The following is a 17,257-nucleotide window of genomic DNA, read 5'->3' as shown; positions in this document are numbered from 1 at the left end:
CTGACCGGGGGACCCGGATCGCGCACGAGGAGCCCTCTTGCCAGACGAGGTCCAGCCACTGACCGCCGCCAAGCCCGACCCCGCGTCGAAGGCGGAGGCCACCCCCGCGCGCAGCGCGAAGAACGCCCCGCACGGGACGGTGGAGCACGCCCAGTCCGCGCCCGCCGACCAGGCGGCCGAGCAGCCGCGTCCCAAGCCGGCCCCTTCCGAGCGCACCCCGGCCGTCCGCCCGACGCCGCCCCCGCCCGTCCGCACCGGCTCCTCCAACCGCGTCCGGGCCCGGCTCGCCCGGCTCGGTGTGCAGCGCGCCAACCCGTACAACCCGGTCCTGGAGCCGCTGCTGCGGATAGTGCGCAGCAACGATCCGAAGATCGAGAACTCGACACTGCGCCAGATCGAGCGCGCCTACCAGGTCGCCGAGCGCTGGCACCGCGGCCAGAAGCGCAAGAGCGGCGACCCGTACATCACGCATCCGCTCGCGGTCACCACCATCCTCGCCGAACTCGGCATGGACCCGGCCACCCTGATGGCGGGCCTGCTGCACGACACGGTCGAGGACACCGAGTACGGCCTGGACCAGCTGCGCCGCGACTTCGGCGACACCGTCGCCCTGCTCGTCGACGGCGTCACCAAGCTGGACAAGGTCAAGTTCGGCGAGGCCGCACAGGCCGAGACCGTGCGCAAGATGGTCGTCGCCATGGCCAAGGACCCGCGCGTCCTGGTCATCAAGCTCGCCGACCGCCTGCACAACATGCGCACCATGCGCTACCTCAAGCGCGAGAAGCAGGAGAAGAAGGCGCGGGAGACCCTGGAGATCTACGCGCCGCTCGCCCACCGACTGGGCATGAACACCATCAAGTGGGAGCTGGAGGACCTCGCGTTCGCGATCCTCTACCCCAAGATGTACGACGAGATCGTCCGCCTGGTCGCCGAGCGTGCCCCCAAGCGCGACGAGTACCTGGCGATCGTCACCGACGAGGTCCAGGCCGACCTGCGCGCCGCCCGCATCAAGGCGACCGTGACCGGCCGCCCCAAGCACTACTACAGCGTCTACCAGAAGATGATCGTCCGCGGCCGTGACTTCGCGGAGATCTACGACCTGGTGGGCATCCGCGTCCTCGTCGACACCGTCCGCGACTGCTATGCGGCACTGGGCACGGTCCACGCCCGCTGGAACCCGGTTCCGGGGCGGTTCAAGGACTACATCGCGATGCCCAAGTTCAACATGTACCAGTCGCTGCACACCACGGTGATCGGCCCCAACGGCAAGCCGGTCGAACTGCAGATCCGCACGTTCGACATGCACCGCCGCGCCGAGTACGGCATCGCCGCGCACTGGAAGTACAAGCAGGAGGCCGTCGCCGGCGCCTCCAAGGTCCGTACCGACACGCCGCGTTCGAGCGCCAAGGACAAGGACGCCATCAACGACATGGCGTGGCTGCGGCAGTTGCTGGACTGGCAGAAGGAGACCGAGGACCCGAGCGAGTTCCTGGAGTCGCTGCGCTTCGACCTGTCCCGCAACGAGGTCTTCGTCTTCACCCCGAAGGGCGATGTGATAGCGCTGCCGGCCGGTGCCACCCCGGTCGACTTCGCCTACGCGGTCCACACGGAGGTCGGCCACCGGACGATAGGAGCCCGGGTCAACGGGCGCCTCGTCCCGCTGGAATCCACCCTGGACAACGGCGACCTGGTGGAGGTCTTCACCTCCAAGGCGCCCGGCGCGGGACCCTCCCGCGACTGGCTCGGCTTCGTGAAGTCGCCGCGTGCCCGCAACAAGATCCGGGCGTGGTTCTCCAAGGAGCGGCGCGACGAGGCGATCGAGCAGGGCAAGGACGCGATCGCGCGGGCGATGCGCAAGCAGAACCTGCCGATCCAGCGCATCCTGACCGGCGACTCGCTGGTCACCCTCGCCCATGAGATGCGCTACCCGGACATCTCGTCCCTGTACGCGGCGATCGGCGAGGGCCATGTCGCGGCCCAGAACGTCGTGCAGAAGCTGGTGCAGGCGCTCGGTGGCGAGGAGGCGGCCACCGAGGAGATCGACGAGGCCGTTCCGCCGTCGCGGGGCCGTGGCCGCAAGCGGCGCGCGAGCACCGATCCGGGTGTGGTCGTCAAGGGCGTCGAGGACGTCTGGGTCAAACTGGCCCGCTGCTGTACGCCCGTTCCCGGCGACCCGATCATCGGCTTCGTCACCCGTGGTAATGGCGTATCGGTTCACCGCAGTGACTGCGTCAACGTGGAGTCACTGTCGCGCGAGCCGGAGCGCATCCTCGACGTGGAGTGGGCACCCACCCAGTCGTCCGTATTCCTGGTCGCCATCCAGGTGGAGGCGCTGGACCGCTCGCGGCTGCTCTCGGACGTCACCCGGGTCCTGTCGGACCAGCACGTCAACATCCTCTCGGCGGCCGTCCAGACGTCCCGCGACCGCGTCGCGACCTCCCGCTTCACCTTCGAGATGGGCGACCCGAAGCACCTGGGCCATGTCCTGAAGGCGGTACGGGGTGTGGAGGGCGTCTACGACGTCTACCGCGTCACCTCGGCGCGTCGGCCGTAGCCGGACGCCACAGCGCACGAAACGGGCTCCCGTACCGGTGTACGAGAGCCCGTTTCGGCTTTTCCGCCGGTTGTGCCGGCCTGTCAGCCGCCGAACTCCTGCAGGCCCTTCAGAGCCTGGTCCAGGAGCGCCTGGCGACCCTCCAGCTCCCTCTCCAGCTTCTCGGCCTTCGCGGTGTTCCCCGCCGTCCGGGCCTGCTCGATCTGCGCCCGCAGCTTGTCCACGGCCGCCTGCAGCTGACCGGTCAGACCCGCCGCACGGGCCCGCGCCTCGGGGTTCGTGCGCCGCCACTCGGCCTCCTCGGCCTCCTGGATGGCCCGGTCGACGGCGTGCATCCGGCCCTCGACCCGCCCCCGGGCGTCCCGCGGCACATGCCCGATGGCCTCCCAGCGTTCGTTGATCGAGCGGAAGGCGGCCCGCGCGGCCTTCAGGTCCGTGATCGGCAGCAGCTTCTCCGCCTCCTCGGCCAGCTCCTCCTTCAGCTTGAGGTTCTCGGCCTGCTCGGCGTCCCGCTCCGCGAAGACCGAGCTGCGTGCGGCGAAGAACACGTCCTGGGCACCGCGGAACCGGTTCCACAGGTCGTCCTCGTGCTCCCGCTGCGCACGGCCCGCGGCCTTCCACTCGGCCATCAGCTCCCGGTAGCGGGCCGCCGTCGGCCCCCAGTCCGTCGAACCCGACAGCGCCTCGGCCTCGGCGACCAGCCTCTCCTTGGTCTTGCGGGCCTCCTCGCGCTGCGCGTCCAGCTGGGCGAAGTGCGCCTTGCGGCGCTTGGAGAACGCCGACCGGGCGTGCGAGAAGCGGTGCCACAGCTCGTCGTCCGACTTCCGGTCCAGCCGCGGCAGCCCCTTCCAGGTGTCCACCAGCGCCCGCAGCCGCTCACCGGCCGCCCGCCACTGGTCGGACTGCGCCAGCTGCTCCGCCTCCGCGACCAGCGCCTCCTTGGCGTGCCGGGCCTCGTCGGACTGCCGGGCCCGCTGCGCCTTGCGCTCCTCACGCCGCGCCTCGACGATCTCCACGAGCTTGTCCAGGCGGACGCGCAGCGCGGCCAGGTCGCCGACCGCGTGATGGGCGTCCACCTGCTCGCGCAGGTGGTCGATGGCGGCCATGGCGTCCTTCGCCGACAGGTCGGTGGTCTTCACTCGCTTCTCGAGGAGGCCGATCTCGACCACCAGGCCCTCGTACTTGCGCTCGAAGTAGGCCAGCGCCTCCTCCGGGGAGCCGGCCTGCCAGGAACCGACGACCTGCTCGCCATCGGCCGTCCGCACGTACACGGTCCCCGTCTCGTCGACGCGGCCCCATGGGTCGCTGCTCACAGCGCCTCCTCCACATGATGCCTGCGGGGAGCCTCAGCGCCCCCGGGCATCGTCCACAGTTTCGTCACGGCCAACATAGGCGACCGGCGGGGCGGCTGTCCGCATCCCGCGCGACCGAAATTCCGCTGTTGACGTTCAGGATTTCGTCACCGTCGCCTTGTTGATCACGACGGTCGCGTTCGGTGCCCCGTCGCCCTGACCCGTGCTCTCGCCGGCGGCTGCGATTTTCTTCAGCACCTTGATGCCGGCGGCGTCGATGGTGCCGAACGGTGTGTAGTTGGGCGGCAACTGGCTGTCCTGGTAGACGAGGAAGAACTGGCTGCCGCCGGAGTTGCGGCCCTGGTTGGTCGAGGCGTTGTACTGGTTGGCCATGGCCACGGTGCCCGCCGGATACACGTTGCCCTTCAGGCTCTTGTCCTTCAGGTTCTCGTCCGGGATCGTGTAGCCGGGGCCGCCCGTCCCGGTGCCCTGGGGGTCGCCGCACTGCAGCACGTAGATGCCGTTGGTGGTGAGCCGGTGGCACTTGGTGTGGTCGAAGAAGCCCTGCCCCGCGAGGAAGTTGAACGAGTTGACGGTGTGCGGGGCCGCCGCCGTCTTCAGTGCGATGTCGATGTCACCGCACGTCGTCGCCAGCTTCATCGTGTACTTCGCCGACGTGTCGATGGTCATCGCCGGCTCCTTCTTCCAGCTCAGCGACTTGACCTTGCCCGGGGCGGGCTTCGCGCAGGGGTCCGGCGCCTTGCCGGGCGGGGTGGCGCTCGGGGACACCTCGGCGCCCGCGTTGGCCTTCTTGCCGTCGTTCTTGAAGACCCCGGCCGTGTACGACACCACGCTGCCCACCAGCAACACGCCGAGGGCCGATGCGATCACGGAATTGCGCATCCGTGCCTTGCGCCGCGCCTCCGTACGCCGCTGCTGCTGCCGCAAGAACTTCTCCCGGGCGAGCTGTCGCCGCCGCTGTTCCTGGCTGACCACGGGGTTTTCTCCTCATGCCTCTCGTCCGCCGACCGGTACGCGTGCGTCCGGTGTGCCGACCGCATGCGTGTGCCCCGTACCGTATATGGGTTCGCTGAGGAATCGGCAGCGCCGGTAGGCTCTGACCCACAGCCAGTGACGCCCGAACGACACAACGAAGGACGATCGTGCTGATTGCCGGGTTCCCCGCCGGGGCCTGGGGGACCAACTGTTACCTGGTCGCCCCCGCCGCGGGTGAGGAGTGCGTGATCATCGACCCCGGCCACCAGGCCGCTCAGGGAGTCGAGGACGCGCTGAGGAAGCATCGGCTGAGGCCCGTCGCGGTCGTCCTCACCCACGGTCACATCGACCACGTGGCCTCGGTCGTCCCGGTGTGCGGGGCGCACGACGTGCCGGCGTGGATCCACCCCGACGACCGGTACATGATGAGCGATCCGGAGAAGGCGCTCGGGCGTTCCGTCGGGATGCCGCTGATGGGCGAGCTGACCGTGGGGGAGCCGGACGACGTCAGGGAACTGACCGACGGAGCGAAGCTCGAACTGGCGGGGCTCGAGCTGTCCGTCGCGCACGCGCCCGGCCATACCAAGGGGTCGGTGACCTTCGGCGTGCCCGAGGCGGCGGACGTCCCGCCGATCCTCTTCTCGGGCGACCTGCTGTTCGCCGGCTCCATCGGACGCACCGACCTGCCCGGCGGTGACATGGCCGAGATGCTCGATTCGCTGGCCCGCGTGTGCCTGCCGCTCGACGACTCGACCGTGGTGCTGTCCGGCCACGGCCCCCAGACGACCATCGGCCGCGAGCGCGCCACCAACCCGTATCTGCGGCAGGTGGCCGCCGGCCAGGGAGCCCAGGAGGCTCCCCGACGAGGAATGTGACGAGAGACCTTCCGTGAGCACCTTCAAGGCCCCCAAGGGCACGTACGACCTGATCCCGCCGGACTCAGCCACGTACCTGGCCGTCCGCGAGGCGATCGCGGCGCCGCTGCGCAACTCCGGCTACGGCTACATCGAGACGCCGGGCTTCGAGAACGTGGAGCTGTTCGCGCGCGGCGTGGGCGAGTCCACGGACATCGTGACGAAGGAGATGTACGCCTTCGAGACGAAGGGCGGCGACAAGCTGGCCCTGCGGCCCGAGGGCACGGCGTCCGTACTGCGTGCCGCCCTCGAGGCCAACCTGCACAAGGCGGGCAACCTGCCGGTGAAGCTCTGGTACTCGGGTTCGTACTACCGCTACGAGCGCCCGCAGAAGGGCCGCTACCGCCACTTCTCGCAGGTGGGCGCGGAGGCGATCGGCGCGGAGGACCCGGCGCTGGACGCCGAACTGATCATTCTGGCGGACCAGGCATACCGCTCGCTGGGCCTGCGGAACTTCCGCATCCTCCTGAACAGCCTGGGCGACAAGGAGTGCCGCCCGGTGTACCGCTCCGCGCTCCAGGACTTCCTGCGCGGCCTGGACCTGGACGAGGACACGCGCCGCCGTATCGAGATCAACCCGCTGCGGGTGCTGGACGACAAGCGCGAGTCGGTCCAGAAGCAGCTGGACGGTGCGCCGCTTCTGCGTGACTACCTGTGCGACGCGTGCAAGGCGTACCACGAGGAGGTCCGCGAGCTGATCACCGCGGCGGGCGTGGCCTTCGAGGACGACGCCAAGCTGGTGCGCGGTCTGGACTACTACACGCGTACGACGTTCGAGTTCGTCCACGACGGGCTGGGCTCGCAGTCCGCGGTGGGCGGCGGCGGACGCTACGACGGCCTCTCCGAGATGATCGGCGGTCCCGCGCTGCCGTCGGTGGGCTGGGCGCTGGGCGTCGACCGTACGGTGCTGGCACTGGAGGCCGAGGGCATCGAGCTGCAACTCCCGGCAAGCACCAGTGTGTTCGCGGTCCCGCTGGGCGAGGAGGCCCGCCGCGTTCTCTTCGCCAAGATCACGGAGCTGCGCAAGCTGGGTATCGCGGCGGACTTCGCCTACGGCGGCAAGGGACTGAAGGGCGCGATGAAGAACGCCAACCGCAGCGGCGCCCGCTACACGATCGTGGCCGGCGAGCGCGACCTCGCGGAGGGCGTGGTCCAGCTGAAGGACATGGAGACCGGGGACCAGGTCGCGGTCGCCGTCAACGAGATCGTGGCGGAACTGGAGTCCCGCCTGGGCTGACCCTCCGGGGGCGCAGCCCGTGTGGGCTCGCCCCCGCCGCCCCTGCCCCTCCCGTCCCCGGGGCTGCCGCCCCTGAGGCCTGTCCGCCTCGCGGCCCGGTCCTCAAGCGCCGCACGCCCTGAATCATGGCGGCCGGCGGCGTAGAGGTCAGCCCCTTCGGCGGTCGCCACAGGTCATCCCTCCGGCGTTTGAAACACTGCGGGATCAGCGCGAACGACACCAGCCGCATCCCGTCGGCCAGGATCGCCGACGGCAGGAACAGCGCCATCGCCCCGCCGAGGTACACAAGGGCCCGGCGCTCATCGGGCGGATCCTCCCGGAGCAGCCCGCGCCCCAGCACCACGTACCAGGGCACGAGCGCCGCCACCAACCCGCGGGGTGCCCTCGGCGACCATCCGGCCCCGGGCGACGACCGCCAGCCGGTGCGCCAGAGCCTCCGCCTCCTCCAGGTAGTGCGTGGTGAGCAGGATCGTGGTGCCCTCGTCCGCGAGCAGACGGATCAGCTCCCAGAACCGGCGCCGGGCCGCCGGGTCGAAACCGGTCGTCGGCTCGTCCAGGAGCAGCAGCTCGGGGTCGCCGATCACACCGAGGGCCACGTCGAGGCGGCGGCGCTGGCCGCCGGAGAGCGCCTTGATCCGGCTGCTCGCCTTCGCCTCGAGGCCCACCAGCGCGATGACCTGCTCCGGGTCGCGCGGACGCGGGTAGTAGCGCGCGAAGTGCCGCACCGTCTCGCGGACCGTCAACTCCGCGGGCGCCGATTCGTCCTGCCAGACGATTCCCACTTTCGAGCGCCACGCGCGCGTGCCCCCCCGCCGGGTCCACCCCGAGCACGGACACCTCGCCCCCGTCCCGGTCGCGGTTGCCCTGGAGGATCTCCACGGTGGTGGTCTTGCCCGCGCCGTTGGGCCCGAGCAGGCCGAACACCTCGCCGCGCCGGATTCCCAGATCGATTCCGTCGACCGCGGTCACGTCCCCGTACTGCTTGCGCAGCCCCCGTACGTCCACCGCGAGCCCGTTCGCTTGTGTGGTCATACGGCGAGCCTCGGCCGGAACCGAGCGTTCCGGGACGACCGTGCGTACTTCCTTATGTCCATCGAACGGTGGACACACGCGTGCGTGCGGCACAATGAGCCCAACCCCGCAGGTTCACCTCTCGAGCATCGGAAGCGGCGTGATGAGCAAGACGACGGTCAAGGACGTCTCCACCGGATCCACCGAGCCGGCGAGCACCCGGTCGTCCGGAACAGTGGGCGGCAGTCGCGCGTTCGCCCTGCTGCTGGTGATCACCGGTGCGGCCGGTCTGCTCGCCGCGTGGGTCATCACGATCGACAAGGTCAAGATCCTCGAGGGCAAGGTGAGCGGTAAGACGTTCACCCCCAGCTGCAGCATCAACCCGATCGTGTCCTGCGGCAGTGTCATGGAGAGCAAGCAGGCCTCCGTCTTCGGCTTCCCCAACCCGATGCTCGGCCTGGTCTGCTACGGCATCGTCATCTGCGTCGGTATGAGCCTGCTCGCCCGCGCCCGCTTCCCCCGCTGGTACTGGCTGACGTTCAACTTCGGCACGCTCTTCGGCGTCTGCTTCGTCACCTGGCTGCAGTTCCAGTCGCTGTACCGGATCAACGCACTGTGCCTGTGGTGCTCGCTGGCCTGGGTCGCCACGATCACCATGTTCTGGTACGTGACCTCGTTCAACGTCCGCAACGACTTCCTGCCCGCCCCCCGCCCGATCAAGAACTTCCTCGGCGAGTTCACCTGGGTCCTGCCTGTCACGCACTGCGGTGTCATCGCCATGCTGATCCTGACCCGGTGGGGCAGCCAGCTCTGGGCGTGAGCCCCGGCCCGGGGGCGTTGTCGGTGCCGTGACTTAGGGTTTCCTCGTGGAGCCCGACCTGTTCACCGCCGCCGCAGAAGAACGCCAGGAGAAGGACCCGAGCACCAGCCCCCTGGCGGTCCGCATGCGCCCGCGCACCCTCGACGAGGTGGTGGGCCAGCAGCACCTGCTCAAGCCCGGATCACCACTGCGCAGACTGGTCGGCGAGGGCGGCGGCGGCCCCGCCGGGCCCTCCTCGGTGATCCTGTGGGGCCCGCCCGGCACCGGCAAGACGACGCTCGCGTACGTCGTCTCCAAGGCCACCAACAAGCGGTTCGTGGAGCTGTCGGCGATCACGGCGGGTGTGAAGGAGGTCCGCGCGGTCATCGACGGCGCCCGTCGCGCCAGCGGAGGCTTCGGCAAGGAGACCGTCCTCTTCCTGGACGAGATCCACCGCTTCAGCAAGGCCCAGCAGGACTCCCTGCTCCCCGCCGTCGAGAACCGCTGGGTGACCCTGATCGCCGCGACCACCGAGAACCCGTACTTCTCGGTCATCTCCCCGCTGCTGTCCCGCTCCCTCCTGCTCACCCTCGAACCGCTCACGGACGACGACGTGCGCGGCCTGATCCGCCGCGCGCTGACCGACGAGCGCGGCCTCAAGGGTGCCGTCACCCTCCCCGAGGACACCGAGAACCACCTGCTGCGGATCGCCGGCGGCGACGCCCGGCGGGCCCTGACCGCCCTGGAGGCCGCCGCCGGAGCCGCCCTGGACAAGGGCGAGACGGTGATCGGCCTCACGACGCTGGAGGAGACCGTCGACCGGGCCGCCGTCACCTACGACCGCGACGGCGACCAGCACTACGACGTGGCCAGCGCCCTCATCAAGTCGATCCGGGGCTCGGACGTCGACGCGGCCCTGCACTACCTGGCCCGGATGATCGAGGCCGGGGAGGACCCCCGCTTCATCGCCCGCCGCCTGATGATCTCCGCCAGCGAGGACATCGGCCTCGCCGACCCGAACGCGCTGCCGATCGCCGTCGCCGCCGCCCAGGCCGTCGCCATGATCGGTTTCCCGGAGGCCGCGCTCACCCTCAGCCACGCCACCATCGCCCTCGCCCTGGCCCCGAAGTCGAACGCGGCGACCACGGCGATAGGCGCGGCCCTGGAGGACGTTCGTAAGGGACTGGCCGGACCCGTGCCCGCGCACCTGCGCGACGGCCACTACAAGGGCGCGGCCAAGCTCGGCCACGCCCAGGGGTACGTCTACCCGCACGACCTGCCGGAGGGCATCGCCGCCCAGCAGTACGCCCCGGACGCGCTGAAGGACCGCGAGTACTACACCCCGACCCGGCACGGCGCCGAGGCGCGGTACGCGGACGCGGTCGAGTGGACCCGCAAGCACCTCGGTCGCAGGCAGTTCTAGTGGGCCTGTAGACTGAGCCGAAGTGCTGAGTTCCGCGCAGTCAGAGCGGGACACCCAGCCGGAGTCCGGTCCATGCGGATGGACTCCAGGAGCGTCGCGCACCGTCGAACGGTGTCGCGGGCAGCCCACCACCGCCCAGAGCTCTGGGAGAGGTAGGTGGGCCACTCGCGTGCTGCACGTATGTGCCCAGACCAGGGGAGCGGCTGCCCGGCAGGTCCCATGCGGACCCGGCGGGATTCCCCGGCTGCGGATGCGACCTCCCCCGACTCTGACAAGCCGGAAAACCAGGAAAGAGACAAAGACAGTGGCGAACCAGTCCCGCCCCAAGGTCAAGAAGTCGCGTGCCCTCGGCATCGCGCTGACCCCGAAGGCCGTCAAGTACTTCGAGGCCCGCCCCTACCCGCCGGGTGAGCACGGTCGCGGCCGCAAGCAGAACTCGGACTACAAGGTCCGTCTGCTGGAGAAGCAGCGTCTGCGCGCGCAGTACGACGTGTCCGAGCGCCAGCTCGTCCGCGCCTACGAGCGTGCCTCCAAGGTTCAGGGCAAGACCGGTGAGGCCCTGATCATCGAGCTCGAGCGCCGTCTCGACGCGCTGGTCCTGCGTTCGGGCATCGCCCGCACCATCTACCAGGCCCGCCAGATGGTCGTCCACGGCCACATCGAGGTCAACGGCCACAAGGTCGACAAGCCGTCGTACCGCGTCCGTCCCGACGACGTCGTGATGGTCCGCGAGCGCAGCCGTGACAAGGCGCTCTTCCAGGTCGCCCGCGAGGGTGGCTTCGCCCCCGACGGCGAGACCCCGCGCTACCTCCAGGTGAACCTCAAGGCTCTTGCGTTCCGCCTGGACCGCGACCCGAACCGCAAGGAGATCCCGGTGATCTGCGACGAGCAGCTCGTCGTCGAGTACTACGCCCGCTGATCACTTTCCGGCGGACGTAGCACCCCACCTCGCGAGCCCGTCGTCCTCCCGCCCCTCCCGGCGGAAGGACGACGGGCTTTCGCGTCGGCTCCGCCCGAGCCCGTCGTCCGCCGCCCCCTTCGGGTCCGGCCCCAATCCGGTACGGAGCGGCCGCCCGGGCGCGATAGGCTCGGGGAACCGACTTTTCGATGTTCAGGCACGTTCCAGGGAGCGGGTGGCGCAACGGTGTCCGGTGGAGAGGTGGCCGGGATCCTGGTGGCCGTCTTCTGGGCGATCCTGGTCTCCTTCCTCGCCGTCGCGCTGGCGAGGCTGGCCCAGACGCTCAAGGCGGCCACCAAGCTGGTGGCGGACGTGACCGACCAGGCCGTCCCGCTGCTGTCCGACGCCTCCGCCGCGGTGCGCTCCGCGCAGACCCAGATCGACCGGGTCGACGCGATCGCATCGGACGTCCAGGAGGTCACCTCCAACGCCTCCGCACTGTCGACGACCGTCGCGTCGACCTTCGGCGGCCCCCTGGTGAAGGTCGCGGCCTTCGGCTACGGCGTCCGCCGGGCGATCGCCGGCCGACGGGAGGACGTGCCCGCCAAGGCCCCCCGACGTACCGTGATCGTGGGCCGCACCGTCCCGTCGGCGCGACGGGCGAAGCGGAAGAAGGACTAGCGATGTTCCGCCGTACGTTCTGGTTCACCACAGGCGTCGCCGCCGGTGTGTGGGCCACCACCAAGGTCAACCGCAAGCTGAAGCAGCTGACCCCCGAGAGCCTGTCCGTGACAGCGGCGAACAAGGCGATCGAGGCCGGCCACCGGCTCAAGGACCGCGCGGTGGAATTCGCCCTCGACGTCCGCGACAACATGAACCGGCGGGAGGCCGAACTCGGCGACGCCCTCGGTCTGAACGCCCCCGTCGAAGCCGAACTCCCCGGCCCCCGGCGGCACGCCGCCATCGAGAACCGCAACAGCCCGAAGTACGTCGAGACCACGGCGTACTCGTACAACCGGAATGAGGACCACTGATGGAGTCGGCTGAGATCCGCCGTCGCTGGCTGAGCTTCTTCGAGGAGCGCGGGCACACCGTCGTCCCTTCGGCGTCGCTCATCGCGGACGACCCGACTCTGCTGCTCGTCCCGGCCGGCATGGTGCCCTTCAAGCCCTACTTCCTGGGCGAGGTCAAGCCGCCCTACCCGCGCGCCACCAGCGTGCAGAAGTGCGTGCGCACGCCCGACATCGAAGAGGTCGGCAAGACCACGCGGCACGGCACGTTCTTCCAGATGTGCGGCAACTTCTCCTTCGGCGACTACTTCAAGGAGGGCGCCATCAAGCTCGCCTGGGAGCTGCTCACCGCGCCCCAGGACAAGGGTGGTTACGGTCTCGAGCCGGACCGGCTGTGGATCACCGTCTACAAGGACGACGACGAGGCCGAGCAGATCTGGCGCGACGTCGTCGGCGTCCCCGCCGAGCGCATCCAGCGCCTCGGCATGAAGGACAACTTCTGGTCCATGGGCGTTCCCGGTCCGTGCGGCCCCTGTTCCGAGATCAACTACGACCGCGGCCCCGAGTTCGGCGTCGAGGGCGGCCCCGCCGTCAACGACGAGCGGTACGTGGAGATCTGGAACCTCGTCTTCATGCAGTACGAGCGCGGTGAGGGCACTGGCAAGGACAACTTCGAGATCCTCGGGGACCTGCCGAGCAAGAACATCGACACGGGCCTCGGCCTCGAGCGGCTCGCCATGATTCTGCAGGGTGTGCAGAACATGTACGAGATCGACACCTCCATGGCCGTGATCAACAAGGCCACCGAGCTGACCGGTGTCCGCTACGGCGACGCCCACGACTCGGACGTGTCCCTGCGCGTGGTCACCGACCACATGCGCACCGCCACCATGCTCATCGGTGACGGGGTCACCCCTGGCAACGAGGGCCGCGGTTACGTCCTGCGCCGCATCATGCGCCGCGCCATCCGCAACATGCGCCTGCTCGGCGCCACCGGCCCGGTCGTCAAGGACCTCCTCGACACCGTGATCGAGATGATGGGCCAGCAGTACCCCGAGCTGGTCACCGACCGCGAGCGGATCGAGAAGGTCGCCCTCGCCGAGGAGGCCCGCTTCCTCAAGACCCTCAACGCCGGTACGAACGTCCTGGACACCGCCGTCGCCGAGACCAAGGCCGCCGGTTCCACCGTGCTGCCCGGCGACAAGGCGTTCCTGCTCCACGACACCTGGGGCTTCCCGATCGACCTCACCCTCGAGATGGCCGCCGAGCAGGGCCTCTCCGTGGACGAGGACGGCTTCCGCCGCCTGATGAAGGAGCAGCGGGAGCGCGCCAAGGCCGACGCCCAGGCCAAGAAGACCGGCCACGCCGACCTCGGCGCCTACCGCGAGATCGCCGACACCGCCGGCGAGACCGACTTCATCGGCTACACCGACACCGAGGGCGAGTCCACCGTCGTCGGCATCCTCGTCGACGGAGTCTCCTCGCCGGCCGCCACCGAGGGCGACGAGGTCGAGATCGTCCTCGACCGCACGCCGTTCTACGCCGAGGGCGGCGGCCAGATCGGCGACACCGGCCGGATCAGGGTCGACTCCGGTGCCGTGATCGAGGTCCGCGACACCCAGAAGCCGGTCCCGGGCGTGTACGTGCACAAGGGCGTCGTGCAGGTCGGCGAGGTGACGGTCGGCGCCAAGGCCCACGCCTCGATCGACCACCGTCGCCGCAAGGCCATCGCCCGTGCCCACTCGGCCACGCACCTCACCCACCAGGCTCTGCGCGACGCCCTCGGCCCGACAGCCGCCCAGGCCGGTTCCGAGAACCAGCCCGGCCGCTTCCGCTTCGACTTCGGCGCCCCGTCCGCCGTCCCGACGGCCGTGATGACGGACGTCGAGCAGAAGATCAACGAGGTGCTGGCCCGCGACCTCGACGTGCACGCCGAGGTGATGGGCATCGACGAGGCCAAGAAGCAGGGCGCCATCGCGGAGTTCGGCGAGAAGTACGGCGAGCGCGTGCGCGTCGTGACCATCGGCGACTTCTCCAAGGAGCTGTGCGGCGGCACCCATGTGCACAACACCGCCCAGCTGGGCCTGGTGAAGCTGCTCGGCGAGTCCTCCATCGGCTCCGGTGTGCGCCGGATCGAGGCCCTGGTCGGCGTGGACGCCTACAACTTCCTGGCCCGTGAGCACACGGTCGTCAACCAGCTGACCGAACTGATCAAGGGCCGCCCGGAGGAGCTGCCCGAGAAGGTCTCCGGCATGCTCGCCCGGCTGAAGGACGCCGAGAAGGAGATCGAGAAGTTCCGCGCCGAGAAGGTGCTGCAGGCCGCCGCCGGGCTCGCCGAGTCCGCCAGGGACATCCACGGCGTCGCCGTCGTCACCGGACGGGTCCCGGACGGCACCACCCCCGACGACCTGCGCAAGCTGGTCCTCGACGTGCGCGGCCGCATCCAGGGCGGCCGGGCCGCCGTGGTGGCCCTGTTCACGGTCAACAACGGCAAGCCGCTCACGGTCATCGCCACCAACGAGGCCGCCCGCGAGCGCGGCCTCAAGGCCGGTGACCTGGTCCGCACGGCCGCCAAGACCCTCGGTGGCGGCGGTGGCGGCAAGCCGGACGTCGCCCAGGGCGGCGGCCAGAACCCGGCCGCCGTCGGTGAGGCCGTCGACGCCGTGGAGCGTCTGGTCGCCGAGACCGCCAAGTAAAGAACCGGTCAAGAAACGGTCGTGAAGATGAGAAGAGGACGCCGACTCGCGATCGACGTCGGTGACGCCCGTATCGGGGTCGCCTCCTGCGACCCCGACGGGATCCTCGCCACTCCGGTGGAAACGGTCCCGGGGCGGGACGTCCCGGCCGCCCGGCGGCGACTGAAGCAGCTCGTCGAGGAGTACGAGCCGATCGAGGTCGTCGTCGGACTCCCTCGTTCCCTCAAGGGGGGCGAGGGCCCGGCGGCGGTCAAGGTCCGTGGCTTCGCGCAGGAACTGGCGCGCGTGATCGTGCCGGTTCCGGTCAGACTGGTGGATGAGCGCATGACCACGGTGACGGCCGGTCAGGGACTGCGCGCCTCCGGCGTGAAGACCAGGAAGGGCCGCTCCGTGATCGATCAGGCAGCCGCCGTCATCATCCTGCAACAGGCCCTGGAATCCGAACGGGTGTCAGGTAAAGCACCCGGCGAAGGCGTCGAAGTGGTCATCTGATCGCGATACGGTAACGTTCCGCGCGATGCGATGGTGTTCGAACAGCCACCGCACAGAAAGAGGCGGGACGGGAGCCGGGGCACAGAGCCGCGGGACCTGAGGCCTCGCGGCTCTAGGGGATCGATGACTGAGTATGGCCGGGGCTCAGGCTCCGCACCGTGGCATCCGGAGGACCCGTTGTACGGGGACGGCGGATGGGGAGGACACGAGGGCCCCGCGGCTCCGTCCCCCTACGGCGGCCAGCACCACCCGGAGCAGCCGCAGCAGCACTACGGCGACTGGGGAGGCGGCCCGCAGGGCACGCACCCTGGGCAGCAGGGCTACCAGCAGTACGCGGACCAGCAGCAGTACCAGCAGTACCAGCAGCCGGGACAGCATCCGGACGGACAGCGGTACGACGCCCAGGCGCAGCACGAACAGCAGTACCCGGGCGGGCAGGGGCAGCAGTACCCGGGCGGGCAGGGGCAGCAGTACCCGGGCGGGCACGAGCAGCACTACCCCGGTCAGGGACAGCACGGCCACGGCAACGGGGGCTGGGACGGCAGCGGGCAGGCCCATGTGCCGTACGCCCCCGACCCATCGGACCCCTACGGCGCCCAGCCCGGTGCGTACGGCGGCGAGCAGCCCGACTTCTACCAGACGCCCGACGCGTATCCGCCGCCGGAGCCGCCGAACCGGCGGCGCGCCGAGCCGGAACCGAAGACGGACTGGGATCCCGACCCGGAAGAGGACGAGCACGCCTTCTTCGCGGACGGCGACGACGAGGACGACTTCGACGACGAGCCGGACGGCCGGCGGGGCCGCGGTGACCGGAAGGGACGCGGCGGCAAGACCGCCAAGGGAAAGAAGCGCCGCAACGGATGCGCCTGCCTGGTGGTCGTGCTGGTCTTGGGCGGCGGTGTCGGCACAGTCGGATATTTCGGGTACCAGTTCTACCAAAATCGTTTCGGCGCGGCGCCCGACTACGTCGGCGAGGGCGACGGCCAACAGGTCACGGTCACCATCCCGAAGGGCGCCGGCGGCTACACCATCGGCCGGGTGCTGAAACAGGCCGGTGTCGTCAAGAGCGTCGACGCGTTCGTCGCGGCACAGGAGCAGAACCCCGACGGCAAGACCATCCAGGCGGGCACGTACACGCTGAACGAGCACATGTCCGCGGCCGCCGCCGTACAGCTGATGCTCAGCCCCAAGAGCAAGAACAACCTGATCATCGCGGAGGGCTGGCGCAACACCAAGGTCTACGCGGCGATCGACCAGCGGCTGCAGCTCAAACCGGGAACCACCCAGGAGGTCGCCAAGAAGAAGTGGTCGACCTTCGGGCTGCCCGACTGGGCCAATACGAACAAGGACATCAAGGACCCCCTGGAGGGGTTCCTCTACCCTTCCGCCTATCCGGTCTCCAAGGGCATGAAGCCCGAGGACGTCCTGAAGCAGATGGTCGACACGGCCAAGGAGAAGTACGCCGCCTTCGGCATCCAGGCCAGGGCCAAGAGCCTCAGCCTGCAGAACCCGCTGCAGGTCCTGACCGTCGCGAGCCTCGTGCAGGCCGAGGGCAAGTACAAGCACGACTTCGAGAAGGTCGCGACGGTCGTCTACAACCGACTCAAGCCGGACAACACCGAGACCTACGGTCTGCTCGACTTCGACTCCACGGTCAACTACCTGCGCGGCCAGTCCAAGCTCGACACCGGGTCGGTCAACGCTCTGCGCCAGATCAACGATCCGTACAACACGTACAAGATCAAGGGTCTGCCGCCCGGGCCGATCGACAACCCCGGCGAGGTGGCGATCAAGGCCGCCCTCGACCCGGCCAAGGGCAACTGGTACTACTTCGTCTCGATCAACGAGAACACAACGCTCTTCGCCGAGACAAACGAGGAGCAGAACCGCAACCGCGAGAAGTACCTCGAAGAGCAGAAGAAGGGTCAGTAAGGC

At 69.6% G+C, this 17,257-nt stretch carries 13 protein-coding genes and 1 pseudogene; 11 read left to right on the top strand and 3 right to left on the bottom strand.

Going from position 1 to position 17,257, the window contains the following annotated elements:
* The first annotated feature begins 37 nt into the window (after positions 1-37).
* A complete protein-coding gene (locus AC5WS8_RS11530) occupies positions 38-2,554 on the top strand; it encodes a RelA/SpoT family protein (RefSeq protein ID WP_496103238.1) in 2,517 nt (838 codons plus the stop codon).
* 83 nt (positions 2,555-2,637) lie between these two features.
* Here the strand turns inward: AC5WS8_RS11530 and AC5WS8_RS11525 are convergent, their stop codons facing one another.
* Both AC5WS8_RS11525 and AC5WS8_RS11520 read right to left on the bottom strand, forming a co-directional pair.
* The gene (locus AC5WS8_RS11525; protein WP_496103237.1) at positions 2,638-3,867 is read right to left on the bottom strand and encodes a DUF349 domain-containing protein; all 1,230 of its coding nucleotides are present in this window, start codon (positions 3,865-3,867) and stop codon (positions 2,638-2,640) included.
* A gap of 135 nt (positions 3,868-4,002) precedes the next feature.
* The gene (locus AC5WS8_RS11520; protein ID WP_496103236.1) at positions 4,003-4,842 is read right to left on the bottom strand and encodes a peptidylprolyl isomerase; all 840 of its coding nucleotides are present in this window, start codon (positions 4,840-4,842) and stop codon (positions 4,003-4,005) included.
* 167 nt (positions 4,843-5,009) lie between these two features.
* Between AC5WS8_RS11520 and AC5WS8_RS11515 the strand changes: the two genes are divergently transcribed.
* Together AC5WS8_RS11515 and hisS are read left to right on the top strand one after the other, a co-directional pair.
* Entirely contained in the window at positions 5,010-5,717 is a 708-nt protein-coding gene (locus AC5WS8_RS11515; RefSeq protein ID WP_496103235.1) for an MBL fold metallo-hydrolase, read from the top strand.
* 13 nt (positions 5,718-5,730) lie between these two features.
* Positions 5,731-6,993: a histidine--tRNA ligase gene (gene hisS / locus AC5WS8_RS11510; protein WP_496103234.1), complete on the top strand. Its 1,263-nt coding sequence runs from the start codon at positions 5,731-5,733 to the stop codon at positions 6,991-6,993.
* Positions 6,994-7,349: 356 nt separating this feature from the next.
* Here the strand turns inward: hisS and AC5WS8_RS11505 are convergent.
* Positions 7,350-8,025 (bottom strand): annotated as a pseudogene (locus AC5WS8_RS11505) (ABC transporter ATP-binding protein); the annotation flags it as partial.
* A gap of 142 nt (positions 8,026-8,167) precedes the next feature.
* Here AC5WS8_RS11505 and AC5WS8_RS11500 point away from each other — a divergent pair.
* From AC5WS8_RS11500 to mltG, 8 genes are all read left to right on the top strand, one after another.
* Positions 8,168-8,824, top strand: a complete 657-nt coding sequence (locus tag AC5WS8_RS11500) for a vitamin K epoxide reductase family protein (protein WP_496103233.1) — start codon at positions 8,168-8,170, stop codon at positions 8,822-8,824.
* A gap of 46 nt (positions 8,825-8,870) precedes the next feature.
* Complete coding sequence (locus AC5WS8_RS11495; protein ID WP_496103232.1) at positions 8,871-10,226, top strand: replication-associated recombination protein A; 1,356 nt, start codon at positions 8,871-8,873, stop codon at positions 10,224-10,226.
* A gap of 304 nt (positions 10,227-10,530) precedes the next feature.
* Positions 10,531-11,145, top strand: coding sequence for a 30S ribosomal protein S4 (gene rpsD, locus AC5WS8_RS11490; protein ID WP_366025408.1), 615 nt, complete (start codon positions 10,531-10,533; stop codon positions 11,143-11,145).
* 225 nt (positions 11,146-11,370) lie between these two features.
* The gene (locus tag AC5WS8_RS11485) at positions 11,371-11,805 is read left to right on the top strand and encodes a DUF948 domain-containing protein (protein ID WP_496103231.1); all 435 of its coding nucleotides are present in this window, start codon (positions 11,371-11,373) and stop codon (positions 11,803-11,805) included.
* 2 nt (positions 11,806-11,807) lie between these two features.
* Positions 11,808-12,158 carry a hypothetical protein gene (locus AC5WS8_RS11480; protein ID WP_496103230.1) on the top strand — a complete coding sequence of 117 codons (351 nt, stop codon included), beginning with the start codon at positions 11,808-11,810 and terminating at the stop codon, positions 12,156-12,158.
* The gene (gene alaS, locus AC5WS8_RS11475; protein WP_496103229.1) at positions 12,158-14,830 is read left to right on the top strand and encodes an alanine--tRNA ligase; all 2,673 of its coding nucleotides are present in this window, start codon (positions 12,158-12,160) and stop codon (positions 14,828-14,830) included. Before AC5WS8_RS11480 ends, alaS begins: the two co-directional genes overlap by 1 nt.
* Before the next feature lie 27 nt (positions 14,831-14,857).
* Positions 14,858-15,322 (top strand): Holliday junction resolvase RuvX, encoded by a 465-nt coding sequence (gene ruvX, locus AC5WS8_RS11470; protein WP_496103525.1) that lies wholly within the window; start codon positions 14,858-14,860, stop codon positions 15,320-15,322.
* Between the two features lie 123 nt (positions 15,323-15,445).
* Positions 15,446-17,254, top strand: a complete 1,809-nt coding sequence (mltG, locus tag AC5WS8_RS11465; protein WP_496103228.1) for an endolytic transglycosylase MltG — start codon at positions 15,446-15,448, stop codon at positions 17,252-17,254.
* Positions 17,255-17,257: the final 3 nt, after the last annotated feature.

It is taken from the genome of Streptomyces sp. PTL18, assembly GCF_059510295.1.
Note: the sequence above shows the minus strand (reverse complement) of the source record. Positions and strands in the feature narration are given on the sequence as shown.